We start from the raw sequence: 25534 nt of genomic DNA on the forward strand, positions 1-25534 counted from the left end.
ATGAGGCTCTCGCGGCGCGCGGTTCTGTCGGCCGGCCTCGCGGTGGCGGGCTGGCCCGCTTGGGCGCAGACCGACGACAAGTGGGGTGCGCGGCGTGGCTACCCCGAGAGCCGATCGAGTTTCGAGCGCTTGCCCGAGTTCCGTGTGGGCAACTACTCGGGCGGTCACGAGCGCAACATCCGTCACCACGTCATCCACGCCCGCGACCGGTCAGCGGCTTGGAGCGACGCGCCGGTGAACGATTTCCGCTACCGCTCCGGGCTGTCCCAAACATCGCCGGATGCCTATCTCGAGCAGTGGCCTGTCACCGGCCTGTTGATCGCGCGGGACCACCAGATCCTGTTCGAGCGTTACCGTTTCGAGCGCCAGCCGGCCATGCGCCTGCAGAGCTGGTCCATGGCCAAGAGCGTCACCTCGCTGTTGCTGGGCATCTGCCTGGACCGGGGGCTCATGGCCTCGTTCGACGACCTGGCGGCGCGCTACGTGCCCGAACTCGCCGGCACCCTGCACGGCGAGACTTCGCTGCGCCATTTGTCCAACATGTGCAGCGGCGCCGACGTGGTGCACGCGCGCGACAACGCCGTGCTGTACCCCGGTGCGTTGTTGGGGCGTGACCCGGACATCGCGCGCACGGTGGCGGGCTGGAACCGGCGTAGCGAACCCGCCGGCACGCGCTTCAACTACAACGAACTGTGCGCGCTGACGCTGGGCATGGTGATTCGCCGCGCCACCGGGGGATCGCTGTCGACGTTCGCCGAGCAGGCGCTGTGGCAACCCCTGGGTGCCGAGGCATCAGCCACCTGGTTCACCGATGCGCGCGGCGCCGAGTTCAACAGCATCGGTTTCGCCGCGCGGTTGCGCGACTGGGCTCGGCTGGGTCAGCTGGTGGCCCAACGCGGGCGTGGCCCCGACGGCCGCGCCATCGTCAGCGAAGCGTGGATCAACGAATGCACCTCGTGGAGCGAGGCGGACGCCCCGGTGCGCCACGGGCGGGTCCGCCTGACCCAGGGTTACAAGGCCTTGTTCTGGCACGCGCGTCCCGACGGTTCGCGACCGGCCATGCACGGCCACCACGGCCAGCGCGTGCTGATCGACCTGTCCAGCCGCACCGTGCTCGTGCACACCGCGGTCGACCAGGACGGTGCGTGGGAGCATGAGCTGCTGGACATGTTCGACGCCGCCACGCGACTTTAGGGCGCATGGCAGACTGCAAAGCCTCGACCTTCAACAGGAGACACACCATGCTCAACGAGCAACATGCCCAGGATCTCGGCGCCTTGCTGCCCGGCCAGTCGAACGAACACGGCACCACCCGCCGCACCGCGCTCAAGGCCGCGCTCGGTGTGGGCTACGCGGCGGCTGCCGCCCCGCTGATGGCGCAGACCGCCATCCGCACCCCGTCCGAGGGCCTCACGGTGGGCGAGGTGATGATCGACGTCAACGGCTACAAGATGCCCGCCTACCGCGCTGCACCCGCCGGCAAGACCGGCCTGCCGGTGGTGCTGGTGTTGTCGGAGATTTTCGGGGTGCACGAGTACATCGCCGACACCGCGCGCCGTTTTGCCCGGGCGGGCTACATGGCCATTGCTCCGGAGTTGTTTGTGCGCCAGGGCGATGCCCAGAGTTATGGCGAGTTGGCCAAGTTGATCGCCGAGGTGGTGTCCAAGGTGCCCGACGCGCAGGTGATGGCCGATCTGGATGCCACGGTGAAGTGGGCGGCGGCCAATGGAGGCGATGCCACGAAGCTGGGCGTGACCGGCTTTTGCTGGGGCGGACGCCAGACCTGGCTGTATGCGGCCCACAACCCGGCGGTGAAGGCCGGCGTGGCCTGGTACGGCCGCCTGGTGGGCGATGTCACGCCCCTGAGCCCCAAGCACCCGGTCGACGTGGCCGCGCAGCTCAAGGGCCCGGTGCTGGGCCTCTACGGCGGGGCCGACACCGGCATCCCGCTTGACACGGTTGATAAGATGAAGGCTGCTTTGGCGGTGGGCAGTCCGGCTGCCAAAGCGTCGACCTTCGTGGTCTACCCCGGCGCACCGCACGCCTTCCACGCCGACTACCGACCCAGCTTCCTGAAGGAGCCGGCCGAAAACGGCTGGAACCGTGCCCTGGCGTGGTTCCAGCAGCACGGTGTGGCCTGAGCCGCCACGTCCCGGGGAGCCAAGGCCGCTGACCAGCGGCCTTTTTTGTGGATGAACTGAAAAGAACAACATGACCTTGTTGGCGATCCTGATGGGCACCGTGGCAGCGGGCGTGGGCAGTGTGTGGCTGGCCGCGCTGATGGCCTTTGCCATGTTGGCGCGCTTCACCCAGCACATGCTCAGCATGGCCGCCGGCGCGCTCATGGCCACGGCCTTCATGCACCTGCTGCCCGAGGCCTTCGAGAGCGAGGCCGGCGCCCACGAGCTGTTTGCCATGTTGCTGGGCGGGCTGGTGTTTTTCTTCCTGCTCGACAAGGCCGAGCTGTGGCACCACGGGCACGAGCACAACCATGGGCCGGCGCAGGAAACCGGCCATGGCGGCCACGCCCACCACCATGGACACAGCCGCGCGCACCACGACCATGGCCCGCGCTCGGGCGGCTGGGCCGTGCTGGCCGGTGACAGCGTGCACGCGTTTGGCGACGGCATCCTGATCGCCTCCGCCTTTCTGGCCGACATGCGCCTGGGCGTGATCACCTCACTGGCGGTGCTGGCGCACGAGGTGCCGCACCACATCGGCGACCTCGTGGTGTTGCGCCACACCTCGGGCACCTCGCGGGCTGCGCTGGTCAAGGTGTCGCTCGCCGGCACCGTCACCGCGCTCGGTGGCGTGGTGGGCTATTTCCTGGTGACGCAGCTGCAGGACTACCTGCCGTTCTTCCTGGTGGCCGCGTCCAGCAGCTTTGTTTATGTGGCGCTGGCCGACCTGATTCCGCAGTTGCAGAAACAGCTGGGCTTTCGGGACACGGTGTCCCAGGTGGCCTGGTTGCTGGCGGGCATCGCGCTGGTCACACTCGTGAGCAGCCTGGCCCACTGAACCTCACGCGGACGGTGCTTCACCGAGCGAAAAACTGAAAGTGGCGCCTTCGCCGGGCGCGGCGGTGGCGGTGATGTCGCCCCCGTGGCGCTCGATGATGCGGCGCACGGTGGCCAGACCGATGCCGGTGCCTTCAAACTCGCTGGCCATGTGCAGGCGCTGGAAAGGTTTGAACAGCTTGGCGGCGTAGGCCATGTTGAAACCCACGCCGTTGTCGCGCACAAAAAACCGGGGTTGGCCGGTGCCCTCGGCCACGACGCAGCCGAACTCGATCACGGCCTCGGGCTGGTCACGGGTGTACTTGAGGGCGTTGCCCAGCAGGTTTTCCAGCGCAATGCGCGCCAGTTGTGGGTCGCACTGTGCGGTCAGCCCCTCGGCGACATGGCGGCGCACCGTTCGTTGTGCGTGTTCAACCAGCCGCTCGTTGAGGATGCTGCTGGCCAGGGCGCTCAGGTCCACCCGCTGGCGCTCCAGCGGCGCCTGGCTCACGCGCGCCAGCGCCAGCAGGGCGGAAATCAGCGAGCCCATGCGGGCGGTGGACGACAACACCCGGTCAAACATGTCCCGCTCTTCGGCACTCAGGCGCTCCCCCATCTGTTCCTCCATCAGGCGGGTGAAGCCGTCAATGGAGCGCAGCGGGGACTTCAGGTCGTGCGACACCGTGTAGGCAAAGGAGTCGAGTTCGGCGTTGAGTTTTTGGAGGTCGGCGGTGCGCTCGCGCACGCGTTGTTCCAGTGTTTCTGTCAGGCGCTGAATCTCGCGATCGCGGTGCAGGCGCACCAGCTCGGCGTTGGCGCGGCTGGCAAAAATCGAGACCAGCGCCTGCATGTCTTCGCGCAGCTCGAGGGGCTTGCGCCACATCGCAAACAGGATGCCGATGGGCGTGCCGTCGGCATCGCGCAGCGCCTGGCCGAGATAGGACTGGAAACCTTCGCGGTTGATGCCCCGGGCGTTGGGAAAACCCTGCGGCAGGCCCTGAGCGCAGACGAACACGTCTTTCTGTTTCAGCGTTTCTGCACACGGCGTGTTGACCGTCTCGAAGCTGAAGATGGGCAGGGGTCGGGCATCTTTCCAGATCGACAGCACGTCCATTTCCTGCGTGTCCCTGCATTCCCCGATGACCACCATGTCGCACTCGATGGCTTCGGACAGGTGGCGCGTGAGGGCCGTGAAGAAAGCCTCGCCGGTTTCGGCCGCCACGCCCCGCGCCACGTTGAGCAGCAGCGACTCGCGCCGCTTCTCGGCCGCGATGTTGACGGTGCACGAGAGGATGCAGGCCTCGCCATCGATTTCGATCAGCTCGGCCCACAGCCGGGTGTCCACGAGGCTGCCGTCCTTGTGGCGCATGAGCGTGTCGAAGCTGTTGATCCGGCCGTCGCGCAGCAGTTGGGCCACGAACTGCTCACGATCGGCGGACGAGAGCCAGGCACCGACCTCGACCGAAGTCTTGCCCATCAGCTCGTCCGGGAGCATGCCCTGCACGCGGTCCTGGGCCTGGTTGATCTCCAGAAAGCTACCGTCGCTCAGGCGGGTGATGGTGAGGTTCAGCGGGCTGAAGTTGAAGGCCTTGGCGAAGCGTTCTTCCGAGCGCCGCAGCCGGTCCATGGCCTCGGCTTGCGCGCTCACGTCGGTCACGGTGGTGATGATCAGCTTGTCCTCACGGTCGGTGCCCATCTCGCTGGAGATGAGCGCCTCGAACACCGTGCCGTCGCTGCGACGACCCTGGACCGAAAACTGATCGACGTGTCGTTCGGCGTACAGCCGCTGCAGGTAGGTTTCGCGCTGGGCCGGATCGGCCCACAGAAAGTGTTCCTGGCGACCGAGAACCTGTTCGCGCGCATAGCCGTAGCTGCGCTCGAACGCGGGATTCACATCGAGGATGGAACCGGTGCGTGCCGACTGGGCCAGCATGGGGCTTGGGCTGGTGCGGAAGATGCGCGCAAATCGCTCCAGACTGCGGTCCCGCTCCTGTTCGGTGGCCTTGCGGCGCTCGAACTCCTGCGTCTTGAGCCGGATGGCCCGGTTGGTCCTCACCCGGCTGTGGTGGACCATGAGTGCGCACACCAGGACGGTCGCCGAGTGCGTGATCCACACGCGCAAGCTGACGCTGAAGTCGGGTCTGGCGGTCAGCAGTCCGTTGGCTTCTGCCCAGGTCAGCATGCCCAGCGAGCCGATGCTGGCCACCGTGGTCATGACCAGTGCCTTGCGCCCCAGAAAGATGCCGGCACCCACCACCGCGCCCATGAAGAGAAAGCCCACGGCGGTGCGCACCGAGCCGTAGGTGACGGCGGAGAAGATGGCCGCGCCGAGCACGGCGGCCACGATGGCGTGCGCCACGTAGCGCGTGTGGCCGGTGCGCGAGAGTCCATAGCTCAGCCAGGCCACGACTGTGAGCCCACCGGCGACCCAGCCCTCGTGCTGACCCGGAGAGGCGAGCATGAGTTCCAGCACCAGCACCACCAGTCCTGCGATGCCGATCACGAGCGACAGCAGGGTCAGCGCGGCGGTGCGGTCCTGGTCGCCCAGGATGTCGAGGGCTGCGTCGTCGTACGGCTGCATGGTGATGGAAACGGAAGGTGCCGGAACCGGGTCGTCGTCAGCTGGCAGCGCAGGGTGCGCCGGGCGTGTTGCACCACTCGCTCCAGCTGCCTGGGTAGAGCGCGGTGCGCCCCAGGCCCGCAATCTCCATGGCGAGCAGGTTGGGGATGGCGCTCACCCCGCTGCCGCAGTGGTGCACCACGCTGGCCGGGGCGCGCCCGGCGAGCAGGTGTTCAAACTCGGCGCGCAGCTGGGACGCCGGTTTGAATCGGCCATCGGGGCCCAGGTTCTCGGCAAACGGGCGGTTCAAGGCCCCCGGAATATGGCCAGCCACCGGGTCGAGCGGCTCCATTTCACCCCGGAAGCGGGCCCCTGCCCGCGCGTCGATCAGGGTCTGCGTGGGGCGCCCGAGTGAGTCCTGGAGGCTGCGGGTGGAAACGGTCGAGGCGGCGGCGGGTTGGAGGGTGAAATGACCGGGTTCGGGCGCGGGCGCTGGCCCGCTGACCACGGCACCGCCCGCGGCCTTCCATGTCGCCAGCCCGCCGTCCAGCACGGCCACCGCTTCATGGCCGCACCACTTGAGCATCCACCACAGGCGACCACAGTAATTGGCCCCCTGACGGTCCAGCACCACCACCTGCATGCCGTCGGACAGGCCGAGAGCGGCCATGCGCTTCGCGAACGTTTCGCGCGAAGGCAGGGGGTGACGGCCACCGCTGGCGCGGTCGTCGCCGGTTTTGTCGCTGAGGTGGCGGTCCAGGTGCACGTGAACCGAACCCGGGATGTGTTCTTCTGCGAACTGTGCCTCGCCTGCGTCGGGCTTCATGAGGTCGAAGCTGCAATCGAAAATGAGCGGCGCAGCGCCTTCCGACAGGCATTGTTGCAACTCGCGGGCAGAGATCAGGGTGGTGAACATGCGCGCATTGTGCTTCAGGTTCCCGGGGCGTCAGTGTTCCTCGGCGGGCGCGTTGGGCACGGCACGGGCACGCAACGCCGTGGCGGTGATGCCGCTGACGATGATCAGACCCATGCCCAGCCAGCCCACCAGGGGCAACTGGTCGCCAAAAATGGTGAGGCTGTAAAGCGCCGCAAAGACGATGCCCGAGTACTGCAGGTTGGCCACCACCATGGTGGCACCGCTGGAATAGGCGCGTGTCATGCAGAGTTGTCCGAACACCGCGAGCAGTCCGATCGGCAGCAGCCAGAGCGCGCTGGGCCAGTGCCATTCGCTCGCACCCGCGAACGCCATGCCCAGCGCACCGGCGATCACCGCGCCCACGGAGAAATAAAACACCGTGCGCCCTTCGGGTTCACCGGCGCGGGCCAGTGCCGCCACCTGGAGGTAGGCAAAGGCCGAAAAGATGCCGGACATCAGACCGACCAGTGCACCGACCGCCTGCCCCTCACCCAGCGTGGGCCGCAGCATCATGGCCACGCCACCGAAGCCTGCCAGCACCGCCAGGAACAGTGGCGACTGCTGCCGAATCGGTGCGTTGCGTCCCTGCACCAGCAGCGCACCCCCGAGCAGAAAGGCCGCGATCCACACACTGCTCATGTAATTCAATGTCATGGCCGTGGCCAGCGGCAGCACCGCGATGGCGTAGAACCAGGACGTGAGTGCGGTCACGCCCACCACGCTGCGCCACAGATGCATCATGGGCAGGCTGGTGCCGAGCGCGACGCCTTGCACACGGGTGAGTCCAACCAGAAACACCACGCCCACCAGACCACGGTAGAAGACGATCTCGAAGCTGTTGAAGTGGGTCGATGCAAACTTGATGCACACGCCCATGGTGGCAAAAAACAACGACGCCAAGACCATCCAGAGAGCCTGCACGTATCAGGCTCCAGGCGGTGTGGTCAAGGTCATCTTCCGTGCATACCACTCGTGGAAGTGCTGCATGCCGTCTTCCATCGGGCTTTGATAAGGGCCGACCTCGTTGTCGCCTCGCGCCAGCAGCGCCTTGCGCCCGGCGTCCATGCGCTCGGCGATCTCGTCGTCTTCCAGGCAGGTCTCCATGTAGGCGGCGCGCTGGGCTTCGACGAACTCGCGCTCGAAGGCAGCGATCTCTTCGGGGTAGTAGAACTCCACCATGTTGATGGTTTTGTCCACGCTCACCGGGTGCAGGGTGGAGACCGTGAGCACGTGCGGGTACCACTCCACCATGATGTGGGGGTAGTAGGTCAGCCAGATCGCGCCGTGCTCGGGCATCTTCCCCTGGCGGTACTGCATGAGCTGTTCGTGCCAGCGCTGGTACACCGGGCTGCCGGCTTTGCCGAGCAGGTTGGCCGGGCCCACGGTTTGCACCGAGTACTCGGGTTTGAACTCCCAGCGCAGGTCTTCGCAGGTGACGAAGCCACCCAGGCCGGGGTGGAAGGGTGCCACGTGGTAGTCCTCCAGGTAGACCTCGATGAAGGTCTTCCAGTTGTAGTTGCACTCGTGCAGTTCCACATGGTCGAGCACCATGCCTTCGAAGTCGAGCGCGGCGCGCGGGCCCATGTTCGCCAGGTCGGCGGCCACGTCGCGGCCGTTGTCTTCAAACAGCAGGCCGTTCCACTCGCGCAGCGGATAGTTGTTGAGGTCGAGACACGGGTCGCGTTCGAAATGGGGGGCGCCCAGCAACTGGCCCGCCTTGCCACCTTGAACACCGCTGTAGGTCCAGCGGTGCAGGGGGCAGACGATGTTGCCGCCCGCGCTGCCGCTGCGGGTTTCCTGCAGGTTGCCCCGGTCTTTGAGGATGATGGCCTGGCGATGGCGGCAGACGTTGGAGACGAGCTCCACACCGCTGGCGGTGCGCACCAAGGCGCGCCCGCCGGCTTCTTGCGGCAGGGCGTGGTAGTCCCCCACGTTGGGGACGGCGAGTTGGTGCCCCACATACCGGGGCCCGCGCTGGAAGAGGACTTCCTTTTCGCGCTGGAACAGCGCCTCGTCGAAGTAACTGGAAACCTGAAGTTGGCTTGCGGCCTGCTGCAGTTGAAGACTTAAATCAGACATCGTGGTCCTGACCTAGAGACTCCCCCTATGAAGGGGCAGGGTAAGCGCTGTGCTCGTGAGACGAATTCGCGCGGGATGGGTGGAGTGGTGCGTCCCTCCGGGCGGTTGAGGCCCGTCAGTGATGAAAAAGGGGCGAATTCTACCCCCCGGGGCAGTACCCACCGGCGAGCGCCGGTCTGCAAAAGCGTGCCCACTTTAGAATGAACCACGTGAACGAACCCATCCCTGCCGTGCCCCGCACTCCCAAGACTTCCCCTTCAGCCGCCGACGCACAGCCCATCGCCGCCAGCTATGAGGCCGCGCTCGAAGAGCTCGAACAACTCGTGTCCCAGCTCGACGCTGGTCAGTTGCCGCTGGACCAGCTGCTCACGCGCTACCAGCGTGGCGCCGAGTTGCTCGCCTTCTGCCGCGCCCGCCTCGAAGCGGTGGAAAACCAGATCAAGGTGCTGGAGGGCGGCGAGCTCAAACCCTGGGACCAACCATGACTCAGACCATGGTCTCTCAACCCACCTCCACCTTTGCCGGTTGGCGCGAAGCACAGCAGGCCGCGGTCGAGCGTGCGCTCTCCCAGTGGGTGCCCGCCCAGGCGCCTGCCGGCCTCGGCGATGCCATGCGTTACGCCGTGCTCGACGGTGGCAAGCGTCTGCGCCCCTTGCTGACGCTGGCCACGTGTGAGGCTGTGGGCGGCCACGCCAGCGCTGCGCTGCGTGCAGCGTGCGCGGTTGAACTGATCCACGCTTATTCGCTGGTGCACGACGACATGCCCTGCATGGACAACGACGTGCTGCGCCGTGGCAAACCCACGGTGCATGTGCAGTTTGGTGAAGCGCAGGCCCTGCTGGCGGGCGATGCGCTGCAAGCGCTCGCATTCGAGTTGCTGGTGCCCGACGACGGCAGCGTGGAGCCCGCCATGTCGGCGCGGCTGTGTCGCCTGCTGGCGCTGGCGGCCGGCTCGGGTGGCATGGCCGGGGGCCAGGCGATCGATCTGGCCAGCGTGGGGGTGGCCCTGGACCAGCCCGCGCTGGAGACGATGCACCGGCACAAGACCGGCGCCTTGCTGCAGGCCAGCGTGATGATGGGCGCGGCCACGGCGCGTGTGTCGGCCGGCACCGAAGCGCGCCTGGCCGAATACGGCGCCTGCGTGGGTCTGGCCTTCCAGGTGGTGGACGACATCCTTGACGTGACCGCCGATTCGGCTACGCTGGGAAAGACGGCTGGCAAAGATGCCGCCGCCGACAAGCCCACCTTTGTGTCCCTGATGGGGCTGGCGGCCGCTCAGGCCTACGCCGATCGCGTGCTCGAGCAGGCTCACGAGGCCTTGCGGCACAGCGGCATTCAACAGCCCGGCACCCTGCACGCCCTGGCCGACTGGGTGGGTCGTCGCGCCTCCTGAGGCCCAATGGCCCTGTTCAATCATTCATGACCCGAGCATCCTTGCCCATGAGTTCCCTGCTGTCTTCCATCGAGTCTCCGGCCGACGTGCGTCGCTTGAGCCGCGCGCAGTTGTTGCCATTGGCAGACGAGCTGCGCAACTACCTCTTGCAAAGCGTGGCGCGAACCGGTGGCCATCTGAGCTCCAACCTCGGCACCGTGGAGCTCACGCTGGCGCTGCACTATGTGTTCAACACCCCCGAGGATCGCCTGGTCTGGGACGTGGGTCACCAGACCTATCCGCACAAGATCCTGACCGGCCGGCGCGACCGCATGAGCACGCTGCGCCAGCTGGGCGGTATCAGCGGTTTCCCACGCCGCTCGGAAAGCGAGTTCGACACCTTCGGCACCGCGCACTCGTCCACCAGCATCTCCGCCGCGCTCGGCATGGCCATGGGCGCCAAGATCAAGGGTGAGCAGCGCAACGCCGTGGCCATCATTGGCGATGGGGCCATGACCGCCGGCATGGCGTTCGAAGCACTCAACAACGCCGGGGTCGCCGAGGGCCGTCTGCTCGTGGTGCTCAACGACAACGACATGTCGATCTCGCCACCCGTGGGCGCGCTCAACCGCTACCTCGCCCAGCTCATGAGCGGGCAGTTTTACTCGGCTGCGAAAAACGTCGGCAAGCAGGTCCTCAAGGGCGCGCCGCCCTTGTTTGAACTCGCCAAGCGCCTGGAAGAGCAAGCCAAGGGCATGGTGGTGCCGGCCACGCTGTTCGAGAAATTCGGTTTCAACTACATCGGCCCCATTGACGGGCACGATCTGAATTCGCTCATCCCCACGCTGGAAAACATCCGCCACCTGCTGGAAACCGACAGCGGGCCGCAGTTTCTGCACGTGGTGACGAAAAAAGGCCAGGGCTACAAGCTCGCCGAGAACGACCCGATCGCGTACCACGGCCCGGGCACGTTTGACCCGGCGGTGGGCATCGTCAAGTCGACCGCAGCGCCCAAGACCACCTTCACCCAGGTGTTTGGTCAGTGGCTGTGCGACATGGCCGCGGCCGACGAGCGACTGGTGGGCATCACGCCCGCCATGCGCGAAGGCTCGGGCATGGTCGAGTTCGAGCGCCGTTTTCCCAAGCGCTATTTCGACGTCGGCATCGCCGAGCAACACGCCGTGACCTTTGCCGCCGGACTGGCTTGCGAAGGCCTCAAGCCTGTGGTCGCGATCTACTCGACCTTCCTGCAGCGCGGCTACGACCAGCTCATCCACGACGTGGCGTTGCAAAACCTGCCCATGGTGTTTGCGCTGGACCGTGCGGGCCTGGTGGGGGCCGATGGCGCCACCCACGCGGGTGCTTACGACATCGCCTACCTGCGCTGCATTCCCAACATGGCGATTGCCTGTCCTGCGGACGAGGCCGAGTGTCGCCAGTTGTTGTCGACCGCGCATGCGCAAAACCAGCCGGTGGCGGTGCGCTACCCGCGCGGTGCCGGTGTGGGCGCGACGATCCCTGTCAGCCTGGACGGCCTGCCCTTCGGCAAGGGAGAAGTGCGTCGTCGGGGCAAAGGCATTGCCATCCTGGCGTTCGGCACGTTGCTGCACCCCGCGCTGGCCGCCGCTGAAAAGTTGGGCGCCAGCGTGGCCAACATGCGCTGGGCCAAGCCATTGGACGTGGAGCTGCTGCGCGAACTGGCCGCTTCGCACGAGGCGCTGGTCACGGTGGAGGAGGGCTGCCTGCCCGGCGGCGCGGGCAGCGCGGTGATGGAGGCCTTGCAGTCCGAAGGCATCAACGTGCCGGTGCTCGCGCTGGGCTTGCCCGACGAGTTCTCGGAGCACGGCGATCCCGGCAAGCTGCTCGCCGCGCTGGGCCTCGATGCCGTCGGCATCGAAGCGTCCATCCGCGCCCGCTTCGAATCGCTGCTGCACGCCGCACCCGGTTTGAAGGTCGTGGGCTGAGCGGCTCCGGCGGTTTCTGATCACGGCCTCGGACGAAGGCCGTCGTGCGAGGGAAAACCCCGGGGCTTTGCCGAGGGGGCGTTCCTACAATTTCCATGGACTTGACAAGGCCCTCACCTCACTTGTCGGGCCGGATGTTTCCCATCAACCATGGAGTCAATCAAATGGATCGTCGTTCAATGATCAAGCACGCCGGCGTGGCCGGTGTGCTGGCAGCTGGTGCCGCCCCCGCGGTGCACGCTCAGGCCGCCATCCGCTGGCGGCTGGCCTCCAGCTTCCCCAAGGCGCTCGACACCATTTATGGTGCGGCCGACGTGTTCGCCAAGAAGGTGGGCGAAATGTCGGGCGGCAAGTTTTCGATCTCCGTGCATCCCGGTGGCGAGCTCATGCCCGCTTTCGGTGTGGTCGATGGTGTGCAGGAGGGGACCGTGGAGTGTGCCCACACCGCGCCCTATTATTTCTTCGGCAAGGACGACACCTTCGCGCTGGACTGCGCGATTCCTTTCGGCCTCAACAGCCGCCAGATGACGGCCTGGATGTACGAAGGCAACGGCATGAAGCTGTTCCGCGAGTTCTACACGGACTACAACATTGTCAACTTCCCCATGGGCAACACCGGTGCCCAAATGGGCGGCTGGTACCGCAAGGACATCAAGACGCTGGCCGACATCAACGGCCTGAAGATGCGCATCGGCGGCTTTGCCGGCAAGGTGTTCAGCACCATGGGTGGTGTGCCGCAGAACATTCCCGCTGGCGAGATCTACCAGGCGCTGGAGAAAGGCACCATCGACGCCACCGAGTGGGTCGGCCCGTACGACGACCAGAAGCTCGGCTTCAACAAGGTGGCCAAGAATTACTACTACCCCGGCTGGTGGGAGGGTGGTCCACAGCTCTCGCTGTACGTCAACAACAAGGCCTACAACGCGCTCTCACCCGAGAACAAGGCCATCGTGGAGTGCGCTGCGGCCATCGCCCACACCACCATGCAGGCCCGCTACGACGCCCTGAACCCCACCGCTCTCAAGCAGCTGGTGGCCGCTGGCACCCGGGTGCTGGCTTTCCCCAAGCCGGTGCTGGACGCCGCGTTCAAGAACTCCATGGAGCTTTACGCGGACATCAGCGGGAAGAATCCGAAATGGAAAAAGATCTACAACGACTACTCGGCGTTCCGCAAGGAACAGAACCTGTGGTTCCGCTTCACCGAAGCGCAGTTTGACCGTTACATGCAAGCCGCCAAGCTGTAAGCGGCATCGCGATCCGAGCCCGAAGCCCCGCCTTGGCGGGGTTTTTTGCTCGAATCGTGCGGCGCAGCCTTGACGGTGCGTGGATCGTCGGCGTTGCAAGCTGGTCGCACCTGCCGGTTCGGTAGACTCTGCGACTCTTTTTGCGTTCACTCCCTCAGGGGAAACTCCATGCCATTCCTGTTGAAAATATCCCGGCTGATCGACGCCATGAGCGATCTGATCGGCAAGCTGGTCATGTGGTTCATCCTGGCCACCACCCTGATCAGCGCGGGCAACGCCATCGTGCGCAAGCTCTTCGACAGCAGCTCCAACGCGCTGCTGGAGATCCAGTGGTACCTGTTCGCCGCGGTCTTCATGCTGGGCAGCGGTTACGCCTTCTTGCGCAACGCGCATGTGCGCATCGATTTCATCTCGTCCAAGTTCAGCCCGCGCGGGCGCAACTGGGTCGACGTGTTCGGCATCCTGGTGTTCCTGTTTCCCCTGTGCTACATGATGGCCACGCTGGGCTGGCCCCTTTTCGAACGCGCCTGGAACACGGGCGAGATGTCGTCCAACGCGGGTGGGCTGATCCGCTGGCCGGTGTACGGCCTGATCCCGCTGGGTTTTGCGGTGCTGTTCCTGCAAGGCGTGAGCGAACTCATCAAGCGCTTGGCGTTCCTCACCGGCAACGGCCCCGACGTGCTGGCCCTGGCGGGCCCCAGCGATGAAGAGCTGCTGGCCCAGCAACTGCTCGAAGAAGCCGACAAGCGCCTCAAGGGAGCCAACTGATCATGACCGCTTTCATCGCTGCCAACTTTGTCCCGCTGATGTTCGGGGGACTGCTGGTCTTCCTGCTGTCCGGTTTTCCCGTCGCCTTTGCGCTGGCCGCCACCGGCCTGTTCTTCGGTTTCATCGGCATGGAAGCCGGGCTGTTCCCGTCCAACCTGTTCCAGGCCTTGCCGCTTCGGGTGTTCGGCATCATGCAGAACGACACGCTGCTGGCCATCCCCTTCTTCACGCTCATGGGCATCATCCTGGAGCGAAGCCGCATGGCCGAAGACCTGCTGTCCACCGTGGCGCAGGTGTTCGGCCCGGTGCGCGGCGGCCTGGCCGTGGCGGTGATCCTGGTGGGCGCGCTGCTGGCGGCCACCACCGGCGTGGTCGCGGCCGCCGTGATCTCCATGGGCCTGATCTCGCTGCCCATCATGCTGCGCTATGGCTACAACCGCACGATTGCCACCGGCACCATCACCGCGTCGGGCACGCTGGCGCAGGCCATCCCGCCCTCGCTGGTGCTGATCGTGCTGGCCGACCAGTTGGGTCGTTCGGTGGGCGACATGTACGCCGGTGCCCTGGTCCCCGGTCTGTTGCTGGTGGGGCTGTACCTGCTCTTCATCGCCGGCGTGGCCATCGTCAAGCCGGGCTGGGTGCCGGCGCTGCCGGCCGAGGCGCGCATCTACAACGAGCCCGATGGCTCCAGCGGTCACCGCTCATTGTTGGTGCTGCTGTTGTTGTGCGCGGCGGTCAGTGTGGTGTGGTCGCAGTTGCACGAGTCCATCATCAACCCGCTGATCGAGCGCCAGACGAGCCCGGCGGGCGACGAGGTGGTCATCATGTCGATCACGGTGGGATCGATCCTGGCGTTGACATTGGCCTTGCTGAACCGCCTGTTCCGCCTGGGGCTGCTGTCCCGTCTGGCGGAGCAAGTCACTTTTGTGCTGATCCCGCCGCTGGTGCTGATCTTCCTGGTGCTGGGCACGATCTTCCTGGGCATCGCCACGCCGACCGAAGGCGGCGCCATGGGTGCACTGGGCGCCATGGTCATGGCCGGCGCGCGCCGCAGCCTGACCTTCGACCTGCTGAAACAAGCATTGGAGAGCACCACCAAGCTGGCCATCTTCGTGCTGTTCATCCTGATCGGCTCCACGGTTTTCAGCTTCACCTTCAACGCGGCCGATGGCCACATCTGGGTGGAGCACCTGTTCGACAAGATGCCGGGCGGTCAGATGGGCTTCCTGCTCGTGGTGAACCTGCTGGTGTTCGTGCTGGGCATGTTCATTGACTTCTTCGAGATCGCCTTCATCGTGATCCCGCTGCTGGCGCCCGTGGCCGACAAGCTGGGCATCGACCTGATCTGGTTCGGTGTGATCCTGGCCATGAACCTGCAGACCTCGTTTCTCACGCCGCCGTTCGGCTTCGCACTCTTTTACTTGCGCAGTGTGGCCGCGCGCAGCGATTACACCGATCACGTGACCAAGCAGCGCATTCCGGCTGTGACCACCGCCCAAATCTACAAAGGCTCGATCGCCTTCATTGTGTTGCAGCTGATCATGGTCGTGGTGGTCATCGCCTACCCCACGCTGGTCACGGGCAGCCTGGGTGCCAAGGTGGTGGTGGACGATGCCGCCGTGACCGACATGCTGCGCAACATGCCCGACATGGAAGAAACGCCCGAGATGCCCGAGCCGGAGGGCACCGAGCCCGCGGCCGAGGCAGGGGCGCCCGCCACGCCGCCCGGCCTGGAGCCACCCCCGCCCGAGCCCGAGGTCGATCCCGGCAAGGCGCTCGAAGAATCGATGAAGAAACCCCAATGAGCCGCCAGACAGGAGTTTGCTGAATGCGCATCGATGTGAAAGTGCTGGATCCGCGCATGGCGGATCAGCTCCCCGCCTACGCCACCGGTGGCAGCGCGGGGCTGGATTTGCGGGCCTGCCTGGACGCGCCGTTGACCCTGGCGCCGAACGCCTGGCAATTGGTGCCCACGGGGTTGGCCATCCACCTCGCCGACCCAGGCTTTGCCGCCATGATCCTGCCCCGTTCAGGCTTGGGCCACAAGCACGGCATCGTGCTGGGCAACCTGGTCGGACTCATCGACAGCGACTACCAGGGCCAGCTCATGGTGAGCGCCTGGAACCGCAGCGGCGTGCCCTTCACCATCGAACCCATGGAGCGCATCGCACAAATGGTGATCGTGCCCGTGGTGCAGGCACAGTTCAACGTGGTGGACGACTTCGGATCCGCGAGCGAGCGCGGTGCGGGGGGCTACGGCTCAACCGGCCGCAGCTGACCGGGCTGGCTTCAATGCAGCGTGTGTGGGCCCGGCGGCGTGATGCCGGGACCTTGCAGTTCGTCGGGTTCGTCCACCTGCATGCGGAAGAAGCCGGTGCCCATCGAGCCCTTGCCCACCTCGGCCTCGGTCGCTTCGCGCACCGTGTGCACCTTCATCGCGATGCGCAACGCGATGCCCGCCAGCGGGTGGTTGCCGTCGAGCACCACGTGTTCGGGATAAATGTCGCTCACGAAGTACAGGCGATCGCGCGGTGCGGCGGGGTTGCAACCGGGTGGCAGGCCTTCGAAACCCATGCCTTCTTCGAGCTCGTCGGGAAACAGGTGGCGCGGCTCCAGGAAGAGCAGTGTGTCGTCGTAGTCGCCGAAGCCGTCCACAGGCTCCAGGTGCAGCTCGATCGTGTCGCCCACCGAGTGGTTGAGCAGACCCTCTTCGATCTTGGCCAGCAGGTCGCTGCCGCCCACCAGAAACTCCACGGGTTCTTCGAGCACGTCGAGCACTTCGCCCAGCGTGTCCTTCAGGGTCCAGGTCAGCGCCACGACGCATTGTTGGGTGATTTTCATCCGACAATTGTCCCATGTTCAAACCCGAAACCTCTGGGCCAAAGGCCACGGCCGCCGCCACGCAAGTCCCTTTGAGTCTGCTGGGCGGCCTGTCACCGGCGCAGTTCATGCGACGCCACTGGCAGAAAAACCCCCTGCTGATCCGCCAGGCCATTCCCGACTTCCAACCGATCCTGAGCCGCTCGGCGTTGTTCGATCTGGCTGGCCAGGAAGCCGTCGAGTCGCGCCTGATCGTGCGCAAGCCCCAGGGGTGGGCACTCAAGTCGGGGCCGTTCAAGCGCAGTGCGTTGCCACCCTTCAAACAGTCGGGCTGGACGCTGCTGGTGCAGGGCGTGGATCAGCATGACGACGCGGTGCACGAATTGCTGAGGCGGTTTCGTTTTGTGCCCGATGCGCGGCTGGACGACCTGATGATGTCCTGGGCCAGCGAAGGCGGGGGTGTCGGGCCTCACTTCGACAGCTACGACGTGTTCCTGTTGCAGGCCAGTGGTCAGCGCCGCTGGCGCATCGGCCGCCAGAAAGACCTGACGCTGCAGCCCGACGTGCCGCTGAAGATCCTGAAGAACTTCGAGCCGGAGGAAGAGCACGTGCTCGAAGCGGGCGACATGCTTTACCTGCCGCCGCGTTGGGCGCACGACGGTGATGCAGTGGGCGGCGACTGCATGACGTATTCGATCGGATTTCGCGCACCGCAGCGCGGCGGACTGGCGGGTGAATTGCTCCAGCGCATGGCCGACGAACTGGACGATGAAACGCTGTACCGCGACCCGAACCAGCCCGCCACCGCCCATCCGGGTGCCATGCCCGATGGGCTGGAAGCGTTCGCGGTGGATGCCTTGCAGCGCCTGCTGGCCGAACGGCAATCGCTCGCCTGCGCGCTGGGTGAGGTGATGACCGAGCCCAAGCCGCGCGTCTTTTTTGACGAGGCACAGGGCGACTGGGTGGCGGGCGCCGTGCGCCTGGACCGCCGCACCCGCATGATGTACGACCCGCGCCACGTGTTCATCAACGGCGAGAGCTTTCGCGCGGGTGGTGCCGACGCGCGCCTGATGCAGCGCCTGGCCGATGAGCGTGGCCTGGATGCGCGGCAGGTGCAACGCGCCAGCGAAGGTGCACAGGCCTTGCTGCAGGACTGGTTCGAGGCCGGGTGGCTGCACTGCGTGTGAAGCCATCCCGGGCTTGCTGATCCCCCCACCAGGAGTTCGCCATGACGGAACCCGATCCCGCCGACACCGCGCGGCCCGCCCTGCCCACAGGCCGCCTGCAAGGAAGACAGGTGTTTGCCGACACCGTGCGCCTGGCGTTCGAGGTGGCCGCGGACCAGGGCTGGAGCCACATCACCCTGAGCGACCCCGACTTTGCCGACTGGCCGCTGGGCGAGCGCGCCGTGGTCGATGCCCTCAACCGATGGGCGCGCCGCGGACGAACGCTCAAGATGCTGGCGCGCCACTACGACCAGTTGCGCCTGTTGCACCCGCGGTTTGTGCAGTGGCGCGTGACCTGGTCGCACCTGGTGGAGGCGCACGCCTGCGTGGGCGCCGCAGGCGCTGAGCTGCCCAGCGCGATCGGCTCACCGGTGTGGACGCTGGAGCGGCTGGACCCGCTGCGCAACACGCTGGTGGCCAGCGAAGATGCCGAGCGGCGCGTGGCTTTGCAGGAGCGTGTGAACGAGTGCTGGCTCCGCAGCACACCGTCGTTTCCCGCGAGCCACCTCGGGTTGTGAACCCGCCATGAAACAGGCCGCCCGGAGGCGGCCTTGCGGTCGGGGCGCGGTGTGCGCTTATTTCAGATCGTCGGCCAGCAGTTGCGTGATGCGCCGGGCATTGGCCGACGCGTCAGCCTGGCCCTGTGCGCCCAGCACGGAAACGGTGGTCGCGGTGCCAGCGCTGCGCACCACCACCTGGTAGCGCTCGGTGGACGCCTCTTTCTTGGAGCCGCCGAACAGCTTGCTGAAGAAGCCCGGTTCGGTGGCGTTGGTCACGGGTTCCACGTAGCGGACGAAATAGATGCCTTTGCTGCGGTCCCGGTCTTCCACCGTGAAGCCAGTGCGATCCAGCGAGAGACCCACCCGACGCCATGCGCGGTCAAAGTTGTCCTCGAACTGCACCACCGGCGCGTTGTTCACCGTGACCACCTTGGCGGCGGCCTGCACCGGCGCGGTGGCGGTCACGGCCTGGGCCTGGGCTTCGGTCACACCGAGCTTGACCATCAGGCGGCGCAGAAACTCGGTTTCGAGTTCGACGTCGGCCGGGCGCGGCTGCCAGACGGTCTGGTCCTTGTCCTTGGACGAGTACACCTCGACCATGCCGCGGTGGCTGATGTAAACCTCGGTGCCGCCGTTGGCGGTGCGCTCCAGGCGGGTGCGGAAACGATCGCGTTCGCCAGTGGAGTAGAGGTTCTCGAAGACCTTGCCGATGGTGGAGCGGATGAAATCTTGCGGCAGTTTGGCGCGGTTCTCGGCCCAGTCGGTTTCCATGATGCCCAGTGCTTCCTGGTCGATGTCGAGCAGGAAGCCGTTCTCTTGCCAGAAGTCCCGCACGGGGCTCCAGAGCTTGTCGGCCGGGCGGTCTATCACCAGCCAGCGCTGGTTGCCCGCGCGCTCGATCCGCACGTCACCCACCTTGTTCACCGCGGTGGTGGCGGAAGTGGCCTGGGTGGGCTGGGCGGCCTGGTAGCCGCTGGCGGTGACGGTGGTGCCAGGCACGTTGTAGCGCGTGTCGCGGCTGAGTTGGGTCAGGTCGGGTGGCACGTCCAGCGTGCTGCCGCGCTGAGCGCTTTTGTAATCGATCTTGTCTTCCTGGAGCATGGAGCAGCCTGAGGCGATGAGGGCTGCAGCGGCCACCAGGCCCAGGCGGGACCACGCGGCAGCGCCGGCCCAGGTCGTGAGGCGGGAGGTCTGATTCAGAGCGGGAGTGGACATGGGGGAGCTCGGTGGAGACCGGGTGTGTGGGGTGGACAGAAGTGGGTTGGAGTCAGATCAGGCCGCTTTGTTGCAGCGCGCCTTCGACCTGGGGCACCAGATGGCGCGACATGGGGGTGAGCGGAAGACGCATGGTCTCACGGCACAGGCCCATGCGGGCCATGGCCCATTTCAACGGAATCGGGTTGGCCTCGCAGAACAGCTGCTTGTGCACCGGCATCAGGCGGAACTGGATGTCCATGGCGCGTTTGACGTCGCCGGCGATGGCGGCCACGCAGAGTTCGTGCATCAGGCGCGGGGCGATGTTGGCGGTGACGCTCACATTGCCCTGGCCGCCGCACAGCATGAGCGCCACGGCGGTGGGGTCGTCGCCCGAGTAAATGGCGAACCCCTTGGGCGCTTCGCGGATGAGCCACTGTGCGCGTTCGATGTTGCCGGTGGCTTCCTTGATGCCGACGATGCCGGGCACCTGGGCCAGGCGAATCACGGTCTCGTGGTGCATGTCGGCCACGGTGCGGCCGGGCACGTTGTACAGCACGGTGGGCAGGTCGCCCACGGCTTCGGCAATCGCCTTGAAATGCTGGTACTGGCCTTCTTGCGTGGGCTTGTTGTAGTAGGGCACGACCTGAAGCTGGCAGTCGGCGCCCACGCTTTGCGCGAAGCGAGCGAGTTCAATGGCTTCGCGGGTGGAGTTGGCGCCGCAGCCGGCCATGATGGGCACGCGCTTGTCGCCGTGTGTCTTGGCCTGTTCGACCGAGACGCGGATGATTTCGCAGTGCTCTTCGACCGTGACGGTGGGCGACTCGCCGGTGGTGCCGACCACGCCGATGCAGTCCGTGCCTTCGGTGATGTGCCAGTCGATGAGTTTGCGCAGGGTGGGGTAGTCCACGCTGCCGTCTTCATGCAGGGGGGTGGCCAGGGCCACGATGCTGCCGGTGATGGTGTTCATTGCTGCAGGCTCAAATGGGTGCGCGTTGGCAGTGGCGCCCCGCAGGGCGCGGCATCTCGCGCGAATCGTGCATTCTACCCAGTGGCATCCAGCGGATACCGGGGCGGCGAGTCGGGTGTTCCCGGGTGTTTTCGCACCGCCGCGATGCGCTGCACGAAGCGCTCGGGCCGCTCGCAAAAGCCGTTTTCATACGCCACCACCTGCAGACCCTCGCAGGCGAGCAAAAGTTCGCCGCGCTGCAGCAGGAAGTCGGGCCGCGAGGGTTTGCCCACGCTCTCGTTGCCGATGGCAAAGGTTTCGTAGATCAACACGCCGCCGGGCGCCACGCTGCGCGTGATCACCGGCAGCAGTGCGCGCCAGAGGTAGTTGGTCACGATCACCGCGTCGAAGGTCTCGCCATCGAGGGGCCAGGGACCGTTTTCAATGTCGGCCAGCACGGCGCGGCCGAAGGGTTTGACCGATTCGATGGCCTCGGGCGAGCGGTCCACACCGGTGACCGGGTGGCCTCGCTGCGCGAACCACTTCAGGTGGCGGCCGTGGCCGCAGGCGACGTCGAGCACCGATCCAGCGTGGGGGGTCAGGTGAGACCAGCGTTGAACCCAGGCCGATGGTGCTTCGGTGCCGTGCATCAGAAGCAGCTCCAGAGCTGATCGGCCAGATTCACGAGAAAGCCGGGCTGGTTGTAGAGCGCAAATGTGCCCAGCAGAACCGCGACCACGCCGGTCCAGACCAGGGCGCGCTGCCAGAGGCGAGCCGCCGCACGGCCGCCCGAAGGCGGCTCAGCCCCCTTGGGGGGCAGCGACCCGCGCAGCGGCGGAGCGTGGGGGTCCAGATTCACGCGGTGGCTCCCACGCGCTGTGGCGTGCGCACGATGGGGGTCTCGCGCACCGGCAGGTTGATCAGACCCGCGAAGACCCCGAGTGCGATCGAGATGTACCAGACGATGTCGTAGCTGCCGGTGCGGTCGTACAGCACGCCGCCCAGCCACACGCCCATGAAGCTGCCGATCTGGTGGCTGAAGAACACGAAGCCGCCCAGCATGGACATGTGCGCCACGCCAAAGATCTGGGCCACCACCGCGTTGGTGGGTGGGATGGTGGAGAGCCACAGCAGGCCCATGACGCTGGCAAACACATACACGCTCATGGGCGAGAGCGGCACGATCAGGAAGATGGCAATGACCACCGCCCGCGCGAAATAGATGAACGACAGGATGTGCCGCTTGGCCATGCGCTGGCCGAGCGCGCCGGCCGCGTAGGTGCCGAACACGTTGAACAGGCCGATGAGCGCCAGCGCGTAGCTCGCCACCTGCGGCGACAGGCCGTTGTCTTTCAAGTAACTCGGCATGTGCACGCCGATGAACACCACCTGGAAGCCACACACAAAATAGCCGGCCATGAGCAACTGGAAGCTGCGGTAGCGAAAGGCCTCGCGCAGCGCTTGCAGGATGGTCTGCTCGCGCGCCGGCGCGCTGCCGCTCGCAAAGCCTGGCTCGCGCAGCCCCCAGGCCAGCGGCACGATCAGCAGCACGGCGGCGCTCAGGAACAGCAGCGCCTCTTGCCAGCCGAAGCTGCTGATCAGCCAGCCTTCCACCGGCACCATGAGGAACTGGCCAAACGAGCCCGCCGCTGCGGCCACACCCATGGCCCAGGAACGTTTCTCGGCCGAAATCTGCCGCCCGATCACGCCGTAAATCACGGCGTAGGTGGTGCCGGCCTGCGCGGCACCGATCAGCACGCCAGCGGTGAGCGCAAAGGTCATGGGCGTGGTGGTCAAGGCCATGCCGGTGAGGCCCAGGCCGTAGAGCAGTGCGCCACCGATCAGCACGCGAAACGCGCCAAAGCGGTCGGCGGCCATGCCGGCGAAGATGCCGAACAGGCCCCAGGACAGGTTTTGAATCGCCAGCGCGAAGGCGAAGTTCTCGCGGGTCCAGCCTTGGGCCTGGGTGATGGGCTGCAGCCACAGGCCAAAGCCGTGGCGGATGCCCATGGAGAGCGTGACGATGAGGGCGCCGCAGGCCAGGACCTGCAAGGTCGAGAGCGGGGCGTGGGTGGGAGGGACGGAAGACATCGGGCGACTGTAGCGAAGAAGCCCGACCTTGACCTGTCGCCGCCGGGCTGGGGTGTTGATATCGCATGCGTCGATTGATGCTGCGGGGGCATCACAGGGGCTTGAGGAGTGGATATCTGTATCTTCATACAGTCTTTGGGAGCTCCGGTGCTTACAATCCGCCCCCATGGCAACCCAAACTCCCCCCGTGTATTCCGAAGGCTCCATCCGCGTCCTCAAGGGACTGGAGCCGGTCAAGCAGCGGCCGGGCATGTACACCCGCACCGACAACCCGCTGCACATCATCCAGGAAGTGCTCGACAACGCGGCCGACGAGGCCCTGGCCGGGCACGGCAAAAAAATCAAGGTCACGCTGCACGCCGACAGCTCGGTGAGCGTGGAAGACGACGGCCGCGGCATCCCGTTCGGCCTGCATCCCGAAGAAAAGGCCCCCGTGGTTGAACTGGTGTTCACCCGGCTGCACGCGGGCGGCAAGTTCGACAAGGGCAAGGGCGGCGCCTACAGCTTCTCGGGCGGCCTGCACGGCGTGGGCGTGAGCGTGACCAACGCGCTCTCCACCCGGTTGGAGGTGACGAGCTACCGCGAAGGCCAGGTGGCCAAGCTCGCGTTTTCCGCCGGTGACGTGATCGAAGCCCTGGTCATCACGCCGAAGGGCGAGGGCGACCGCAAGCAGGGCACCACCGTGCGCGCCTGGCCCGACCCCAAATACTTCGAATCCGCCGTGTTGCCGATGGCCGAACTCACCCACCTGCTGCGCAGCAAGGCGGTGCTGATGCCCGGCGTGACGGTGACGCTGGTCAACGAAAAGACCAAGGATGTGCAGACCTGGCTTTACAAGGGTGGCCTGCGCGACTATTTGCAACAAACGCTCAACGGCGAACCGGTGATTCCACTGTTCGAAGGCGAAGGCTTTGCCGACAGCGGGCACGACAGCTTTGCCGAAGGCGAGGGCGCGGCCTGGTGCGTGGCCTTCACCGAAGACGGCCAGCCGGTGCGCGAGAGCTATGTGAACCTGATCCCCACCAGCGCGGGCGGCACGCACGAAAGCGGTTTGCGCGACGGCCTGTTCCAGGCGGTCAAAGGCTTCATCGAGTTGCACGCGCTGCTGCCCAAGGGCGTGAAGCTGCTGCCCGAAGACGTGTTTGCCCGCGCCTCGTATGTGCTCTCCGCCAAGGTGCTCGACCCGCAGTTCCAGGGCCAGATCAAGGAACGCCTGAACTCGCGCGACGCGGTGCGTCTGGTCGGCAGCTTCGTGCGCCCCGCGCTGGAGCTCTGGCTCAACCAGCATGTGGACTACGGCAAGAAGCTGGCCGAACTCGCCATCAAGGCCGCGCAGTTCCGCCAGAAGGCGGGCCAGAAGGTCGAGAAGCGCAAGGGCTCGGGCGTGGCGGTGTTGCCGGGCAAGCTCACCGATTGTGAGAGCAAGGACCTGGCGCACAACGAGGTGTTTCTGGTCGAGGGCGACTCGGCCGGCGGCAGCGCCAAGATGGGCCGCGACAAGGAATGCCAGGCCGTGCTGCCGCTGCGCGGCAAGGTGCTCAACACCTGGGAGGTCGAGCGCGACCGCCTGTTTGCCAACAACGAGATCCACGACATCTCGGTGGCCATCGGTGTCGATCCGCACGGCCCGAACGACACGCCCGACATGAGCGGCCTGCGCTACGGCAAGGTCTGCATCCTGTCCGATGCCGACGTCGACGGATCGCACATCCAGGTGCTGCTGCTCACGCTGTTTTTCCGCCATTTCCCCAAACTCATCGAGGCCGGCCACGTGTTCGTGGCGCGTCCGCCGCTGTTCCGCGTCGACATTCCCGCGCGCGGCAAGAAGCCCGCGGCCAAACAGTACGCGCTGGACGACGGTGAACTGCACGCCATCCTCGACAAATGCGCCAAGGACGGCGTGCCGCCCGAGAAGTGCCAGATCAGCCGCTTCAAGGGACTGGGCGAGATGAACGCCGAGCAGCTGTGGGACACCACGCTCAACCCCGACACGCGCCGCCTCATGCCGGTGGTGCTGGGCGCCATCAACTTCGCGGACACCGAGGCCCTCATCACCAAGCTCATGGGCAAAGGCGAAGCCGCTTCGCGCCGCGAGCTCATGGAACTGCACGGCGACTCGGTCGACGTGGACATCTGACCCTTTTAGAACCGACGCATGTCCGACATCCTGAATCCCGAATTGCCTTTGTCCGAGCCGGACGACGGCCTGAACCTCGCGAACTACGCGCAGCGCGCCTACCTCGAGTACGCGCTCTCCGTCGTCAAAGGCCGCGCGCTGCCCGACGTGTGCGACGGCCAGAAGCCGGTGCAGCGGCGCATTCTGTACAGCATGGACCGCATGGGTCTCGGTTTCAGCGGGCCCAACAACAACACGGCCGCGCGCCCGGTGAAAAGTGCGCGCGTGGTCGGTGATGTGCTCGGCCGTTTCCACCCGCACGGCGACCAGGCAGCCTACGACGCACTCGTGCGCATGGCGCAGGACTTCGCGCAGCGCTACCCGCTGATCGACGGCCAGGGCAACTTCGGTTCGCGCGACGGCGACGGCGCGGCGGCCATGCGCTACACCGAAGCGCGGCTGGCCAAGATCACCACGCTGCTGCTCGACGAGATCGACGAAGGCACGGTGGACTTTGTGCCCAACTACGACGGCTCCACGGTGGAGCCCAAGCAGCTGCCCGCGCGCCTGCCGTTCAACCTGCTCAACGGTGCCTCGGGCATTGCGGTGGGCCTGGCCACCGAGATCCCCAGCCACAACCTGCGCGAAGTGGCCGACGCCTGCGTGGCCCTCATCAAGAGCCCGAAGCTCACCGACGACGAGCTCTTCGCCATCCTGCCCGGCCCCGACTACCCCGGCG

24 protein-coding genes are annotated in these 25534 nt (G+C 66.1%); 14 read left to right on the forward strand and 10 right to left on the reverse strand.

The window, feature by feature from the left end; genetic code table 11:
* The 3 genes from Q1W68_RS17085 to Q1W68_RS17095 all read left to right on the forward strand — a co-directional run bounded on the left by Q1W68_RS17085 (position 1) and on the right by Q1W68_RS17095 (position 3018).
* Complete coding sequence (locus tag Q1W68_RS17085; protein ID WP_300648837.1) at positions 1 to 1194, forward strand: serine hydrolase; 1194 nt, start codon at positions 1 to 3, stop codon at positions 1192 to 1194.
* 47 nt (positions 1195 to 1241) lie between these two features.
* Positions 1242 to 2141: a dienelactone hydrolase family protein gene (locus Q1W68_RS17090; RefSeq protein ID WP_300717154.1), complete on the forward strand. Its 900-nt coding sequence runs from the start codon at positions 1242 to 1244 to the stop codon at positions 2139 to 2141.
* Between the two features lie 70 nt (positions 2142 to 2211).
* Positions 2212 to 3018, forward strand: coding sequence for a ZIP family metal transporter (locus Q1W68_RS17095; protein WP_300717155.1), 807 nt, complete (start codon positions 2212 to 2214; stop codon positions 3016 to 3018).
* 3 nt (positions 3019 to 3021) lie between these two features.
* Here Q1W68_RS17095 and Q1W68_RS17100 read toward each other — a convergent pair whose 3' ends face one another.
* The 4 genes from Q1W68_RS17100 to Q1W68_RS17115 are packed head-to-tail and all read right to left on the reverse strand — an operon-like array spanning position 3022 to position 8551.
* Positions 3022 to 5577 (reverse strand): PAS domain S-box protein, encoded by a 2556-nt coding sequence (locus Q1W68_RS17100; protein WP_300648831.1) that lies wholly within the window; start codon positions 5575 to 5577, stop codon positions 3022 to 3024.
* A 37-nt stretch (positions 5578 to 5614) separates the two neighbouring features.
* Positions 5615 to 6472, reverse strand: coding sequence for a sulfurtransferase (locus Q1W68_RS17105; RefSeq protein ID WP_300648829.1), 858 nt, complete (start codon positions 6470 to 6472; stop codon positions 5615 to 5617).
* Between the two features lie 30 nt (positions 6473 to 6502).
* Positions 6503 to 7393 (reverse strand): DMT family transporter, encoded by an 891-nt coding sequence (locus Q1W68_RS17110; protein WP_300648827.1) that lies wholly within the window; start codon positions 7391 to 7393, stop codon positions 6503 to 6505.
* Between the two features lie 3 nt (positions 7394 to 7396).
* A complete protein-coding gene (locus Q1W68_RS17115; RefSeq protein WP_300717156.1) occupies positions 7397 to 8551 on the reverse strand; it encodes an aromatic ring-hydroxylating dioxygenase subunit alpha in 1155 nt (384 codons plus the stop codon).
* Between the two features lie 230 nt (positions 8552 to 8781).
* Between Q1W68_RS17115 and xseB the strand changes: the two genes are divergently transcribed.
* From xseB to dut, 7 genes are all read left to right on the forward strand, one after another.
* Positions 8782 to 9036, forward strand: coding sequence for an exodeoxyribonuclease VII small subunit (xseB, locus tag Q1W68_RS17120; protein ID WP_300659417.1), 255 nt, complete (start codon positions 8782 to 8784; stop codon positions 9034 to 9036).
* Positions 9037 to 9044: 8 nt separating this feature from the next.
* Positions 9045 to 9944 (forward strand): polyprenyl synthetase family protein, encoded by a 900-nt coding sequence (locus Q1W68_RS17125; RefSeq protein WP_300659415.1) that lies wholly within the window; start codon positions 9045 to 9047, stop codon positions 9942 to 9944.
* Between the two features lie 47 nt (positions 9945 to 9991).
* Positions 9992 to 11887, forward strand: coding sequence for a 1-deoxy-D-xylulose-5-phosphate synthase (dxs, locus tag Q1W68_RS17130; protein ID WP_300648821.1), 1896 nt, complete (start codon positions 9992 to 9994; stop codon positions 11885 to 11887).
* Positions 11888 to 12051: 164 nt separating this feature from the next.
* The gene (locus tag Q1W68_RS17135) at positions 12052 to 13131 is read left to right on the forward strand and encodes a TRAP transporter substrate-binding protein (RefSeq protein WP_300717157.1); all 1080 of its coding nucleotides are present in this window, start codon (positions 12052 to 12054) and stop codon (positions 13129 to 13131) included.
* A 168-nt stretch (positions 13132 to 13299) separates the two neighbouring features.
* Positions 13300 to 13899, forward strand: coding sequence for a TRAP transporter small permease subunit (locus Q1W68_RS17140; protein ID WP_300648817.1), 600 nt, complete (start codon positions 13300 to 13302; stop codon positions 13897 to 13899).
* A 2-nt stretch (positions 13900 to 13901) separates the two neighbouring features.
* Positions 13902 to 15704, forward strand: a complete 1803-nt coding sequence (locus tag Q1W68_RS17145; protein ID WP_300648815.1) for a TRAP transporter large permease subunit — start codon at positions 13902 to 13904, stop codon at positions 15702 to 15704.
* 23 nt (positions 15705 to 15727) lie between these two features.
* Entirely contained in the window at positions 15728 to 16177 is a 450-nt protein-coding gene (gene dut, locus Q1W68_RS17150; RefSeq protein ID WP_300648813.1) for a dUTP diphosphatase, read from the forward strand.
* An 11-nt stretch (positions 16178 to 16188) separates the two neighbouring features.
* Here the strand turns inward: dut and Q1W68_RS17155 are convergent, their stop codons facing one another.
* Positions 16189 to 16740 carry a peptidylprolyl isomerase gene (locus Q1W68_RS17155; protein ID WP_300648811.1) on the reverse strand — a complete coding sequence of 184 codons (552 nt, stop codon included), beginning with the start codon at positions 16738 to 16740 and terminating at the stop codon, positions 16189 to 16191.
* A gap of 14 nt (positions 16741 to 16754) precedes the next feature.
* Here Q1W68_RS17155 and Q1W68_RS17160 point away from each other — a divergent pair, with 14 nt between their 5' ends.
* Together Q1W68_RS17160 and Q1W68_RS17165 are read left to right on the forward strand one after the other, a co-directional pair.
* Positions 16755 to 17906: a cupin domain-containing protein gene (locus Q1W68_RS17160; RefSeq protein WP_300648809.1), complete on the forward strand. Its 1152-nt coding sequence runs from the start codon at positions 16755 to 16757 to the stop codon at positions 17904 to 17906.
* Positions 17907 to 17947: 41 nt separating this feature from the next.
* Positions 17948 to 18463, forward strand: coding sequence for a hypothetical protein (locus tag Q1W68_RS17165; protein ID WP_300648807.1), 516 nt, complete (start codon positions 17948 to 17950; stop codon positions 18461 to 18463).
* A gap of 57 nt (positions 18464 to 18520) precedes the next feature.
* On the opposite strand, the gene bamC is transcribed toward Q1W68_RS17165, so the two are convergent.
* From bamC to Q1W68_RS17190, 5 genes are all read right to left on the reverse strand, one after another.
* The gene (gene bamC / locus Q1W68_RS17170) at positions 18521 to 19660 is read right to left on the reverse strand and encodes an outer membrane protein assembly factor BamC (RefSeq protein WP_300648805.1); all 1140 of its coding nucleotides are present in this window, start codon (positions 19658 to 19660) and stop codon (positions 18521 to 18523) included.
* Positions 19661 to 19712: 52 nt separating this feature from the next.
* Positions 19713 to 20609: a 4-hydroxy-tetrahydrodipicolinate synthase gene (dapA, locus tag Q1W68_RS17175; RefSeq protein WP_300717158.1), complete on the reverse strand. Its 897-nt coding sequence runs from the start codon at positions 20607 to 20609 to the stop codon at positions 19713 to 19715.
* Between the two features lie 74 nt (positions 20610 to 20683).
* Entirely contained in the window at positions 20684 to 21238 is a 555-nt protein-coding gene (locus tag Q1W68_RS17180) for a class I SAM-dependent methyltransferase (protein ID WP_300717159.1), read from the reverse strand.
* The gene (locus Q1W68_RS17185; protein WP_300717164.1) at positions 21238 to 21447 is read right to left on the reverse strand and encodes a hypothetical protein; all 210 of its coding nucleotides are present in this window, start codon (positions 21445 to 21447) and stop codon (positions 21238 to 21240) included. Before Q1W68_RS17185 ends, Q1W68_RS17180 begins: the two co-directional genes overlap by 1 nt.
* The gene (locus Q1W68_RS17190) at positions 21444 to 22679 is read right to left on the reverse strand and encodes an MFS transporter (protein WP_300717160.1); all 1236 of its coding nucleotides are present in this window, start codon (positions 22677 to 22679) and stop codon (positions 21444 to 21446) included. Before Q1W68_RS17190 ends, Q1W68_RS17185 begins: the two co-directional genes overlap by 4 nt.
* 166 nt (positions 22680 to 22845) lie before the next feature.
* Here Q1W68_RS17190 and Q1W68_RS17195 point away from each other — a divergent pair, with 166 nt between their 5' ends.
* Both Q1W68_RS17195 and Q1W68_RS17200 read left to right on the forward strand, forming a co-directional pair.
* Complete coding sequence (locus tag Q1W68_RS17195; protein ID WP_300717161.1) at positions 22846 to 24816, forward strand: DNA topoisomerase IV subunit B; 1971 nt, start codon at positions 22846 to 22848, stop codon at positions 24814 to 24816.
* Positions 24817 to 24834: 18 nt separating this feature from the next.
* The coding region (locus tag Q1W68_RS17200) for a DNA gyrase subunit A (protein ID WP_300717162.1) at positions 24835 to 25534 on the forward strand (700 nt) is incomplete at its 3' end.

It is taken from the genome of Hydrogenophaga sp. (genome assembly GCF_030158645.1).
Taxonomy (GTDB): Bacteria; Pseudomonadota; Gammaproteobacteria; order Burkholderiales; family Burkholderiaceae_C; genus Hydrogenophaga.

What these genes read in the sequence shown, in the direction of transcription:
- Q1W68_RS17165 (WP_300648807.1), top strand. Translation starts at nt 17,948, where the DNA reads ATGACGGAACCCGATCCCGCCGACACCGCGCGGCCCGCCCTGCCCACA.
- Q1W68_RS17195 (WP_300717161.1), top strand. Translation starts at nt 22,846, where the DNA reads ATGGCAACCCAAACTCCCCCCGTGTATTCCGAAGGCTCCATCCGCGTC.
- Q1W68_RS17135 (WP_300717157.1), top strand. Translation starts at nt 12,052, where the DNA reads ATGGATCGTCGTTCAATGATCAAGCACGCCGGCGTGGCCGGTGTGCTG.
- Q1W68_RS17155 (WP_300648811.1), bottom strand. Translation starts at nt 16,740, where the DNA reads ATGAAAATCACCCAACAATGCGTCGTGGCGCTGACCTGGACCCTGAAG.
- Q1W68_RS17090 (WP_300717154.1), top strand. Translation starts at nt 1,242, where the DNA reads ATGCTCAACGAGCAACATGCCCAGGATCTCGGCGCCTTGCTGCCCGGC.
- Q1W68_RS17160 (WP_300648809.1), top strand. Translation starts at nt 16,755, where the DNA reads ATGTTCAAACCCGAAACCTCTGGGCCAAAGGCCACGGCCGCCGCCACG.
- Q1W68_RS17115 (WP_300717156.1), bottom strand. Translation starts at nt 8,551, where the DNA reads ATGTCTGATTTAAGTCTTCAACTGCAGCAGGCCGCAAGCCAACTTCAG.
- Q1W68_RS17190 (WP_300717160.1), bottom strand. Translation starts at nt 22,679, where the DNA reads ATGTCTTCCGTCCCTCCCACCCACGCCCCGCTCTCGACCTTGCAGGTC.
- Q1W68_RS17085 (WP_300648837.1), top strand. Translation starts at nt 1, where the DNA reads ATGAGGCTCTCGCGGCGCGCGGTTCTGTCGGCCGGCCTCGCGGTGGCG.
- Q1W68_RS17145 (WP_300648815.1), top strand. Translation starts at nt 13,902, where the DNA reads ATGACCGCTTTCATCGCTGCCAACTTTGTCCCGCTGATGTTCGGGGGA.
- Q1W68_RS17095 (WP_300717155.1), top strand. Translation starts at nt 2,212, where the DNA reads ATGACCTTGTTGGCGATCCTGATGGGCACCGTGGCAGCGGGCGTGGGC.
- bamC (WP_300648805.1), bottom strand. Translation starts at nt 19,660, where the DNA reads ATGTCCACTCCCGCTCTGAATCAGACCTCCCGCCTCACGACCTGGGCC.
- dut (WP_300648813.1), top strand. Translation starts at nt 15,728, where the DNA reads ATGCGCATCGATGTGAAAGTGCTGGATCCGCGCATGGCGGATCAGCTC.
- Q1W68_RS17125 (WP_300659415.1), top strand. Translation starts at nt 9,045, where the DNA reads ATGGTCTCTCAACCCACCTCCACCTTTGCCGGTTGGCGCGAAGCACAG.
- dxs (WP_300648821.1), top strand. Translation starts at nt 9,992, where the DNA reads ATGAGTTCCCTGCTGTCTTCCATCGAGTCTCCGGCCGACGTGCGTCGC.
- Q1W68_RS17100 (WP_300648831.1), bottom strand. Translation starts at nt 5,577, where the DNA reads ATGCAGCCGTACGACGACGCAGCCCTCGACATCCTGGGCGACCAGGAC.
- dapA (WP_300717158.1), bottom strand. Translation starts at nt 20,609, where the DNA reads ATGAACACCATCACCGGCAGCATCGTGGCCCTGGCCACCCCCCTGCAT.
- Q1W68_RS17105 (WP_300648829.1), bottom strand. Translation starts at nt 6,472, where the DNA reads ATGTTCACCACCCTGATCTCTGCCCGCGAGTTGCAACAATGCCTGTCG.
- Q1W68_RS17180 (WP_300717159.1), bottom strand. Translation starts at nt 21,238, where the DNA reads ATGCACGGCACCGAAGCACCATCGGCCTGGGTTCAACGCTGGTCTCAC.
- Q1W68_RS17140 (WP_300648817.1), top strand. Translation starts at nt 13,300, where the DNA reads ATGCCATTCCTGTTGAAAATATCCCGGCTGATCGACGCCATGAGCGAT.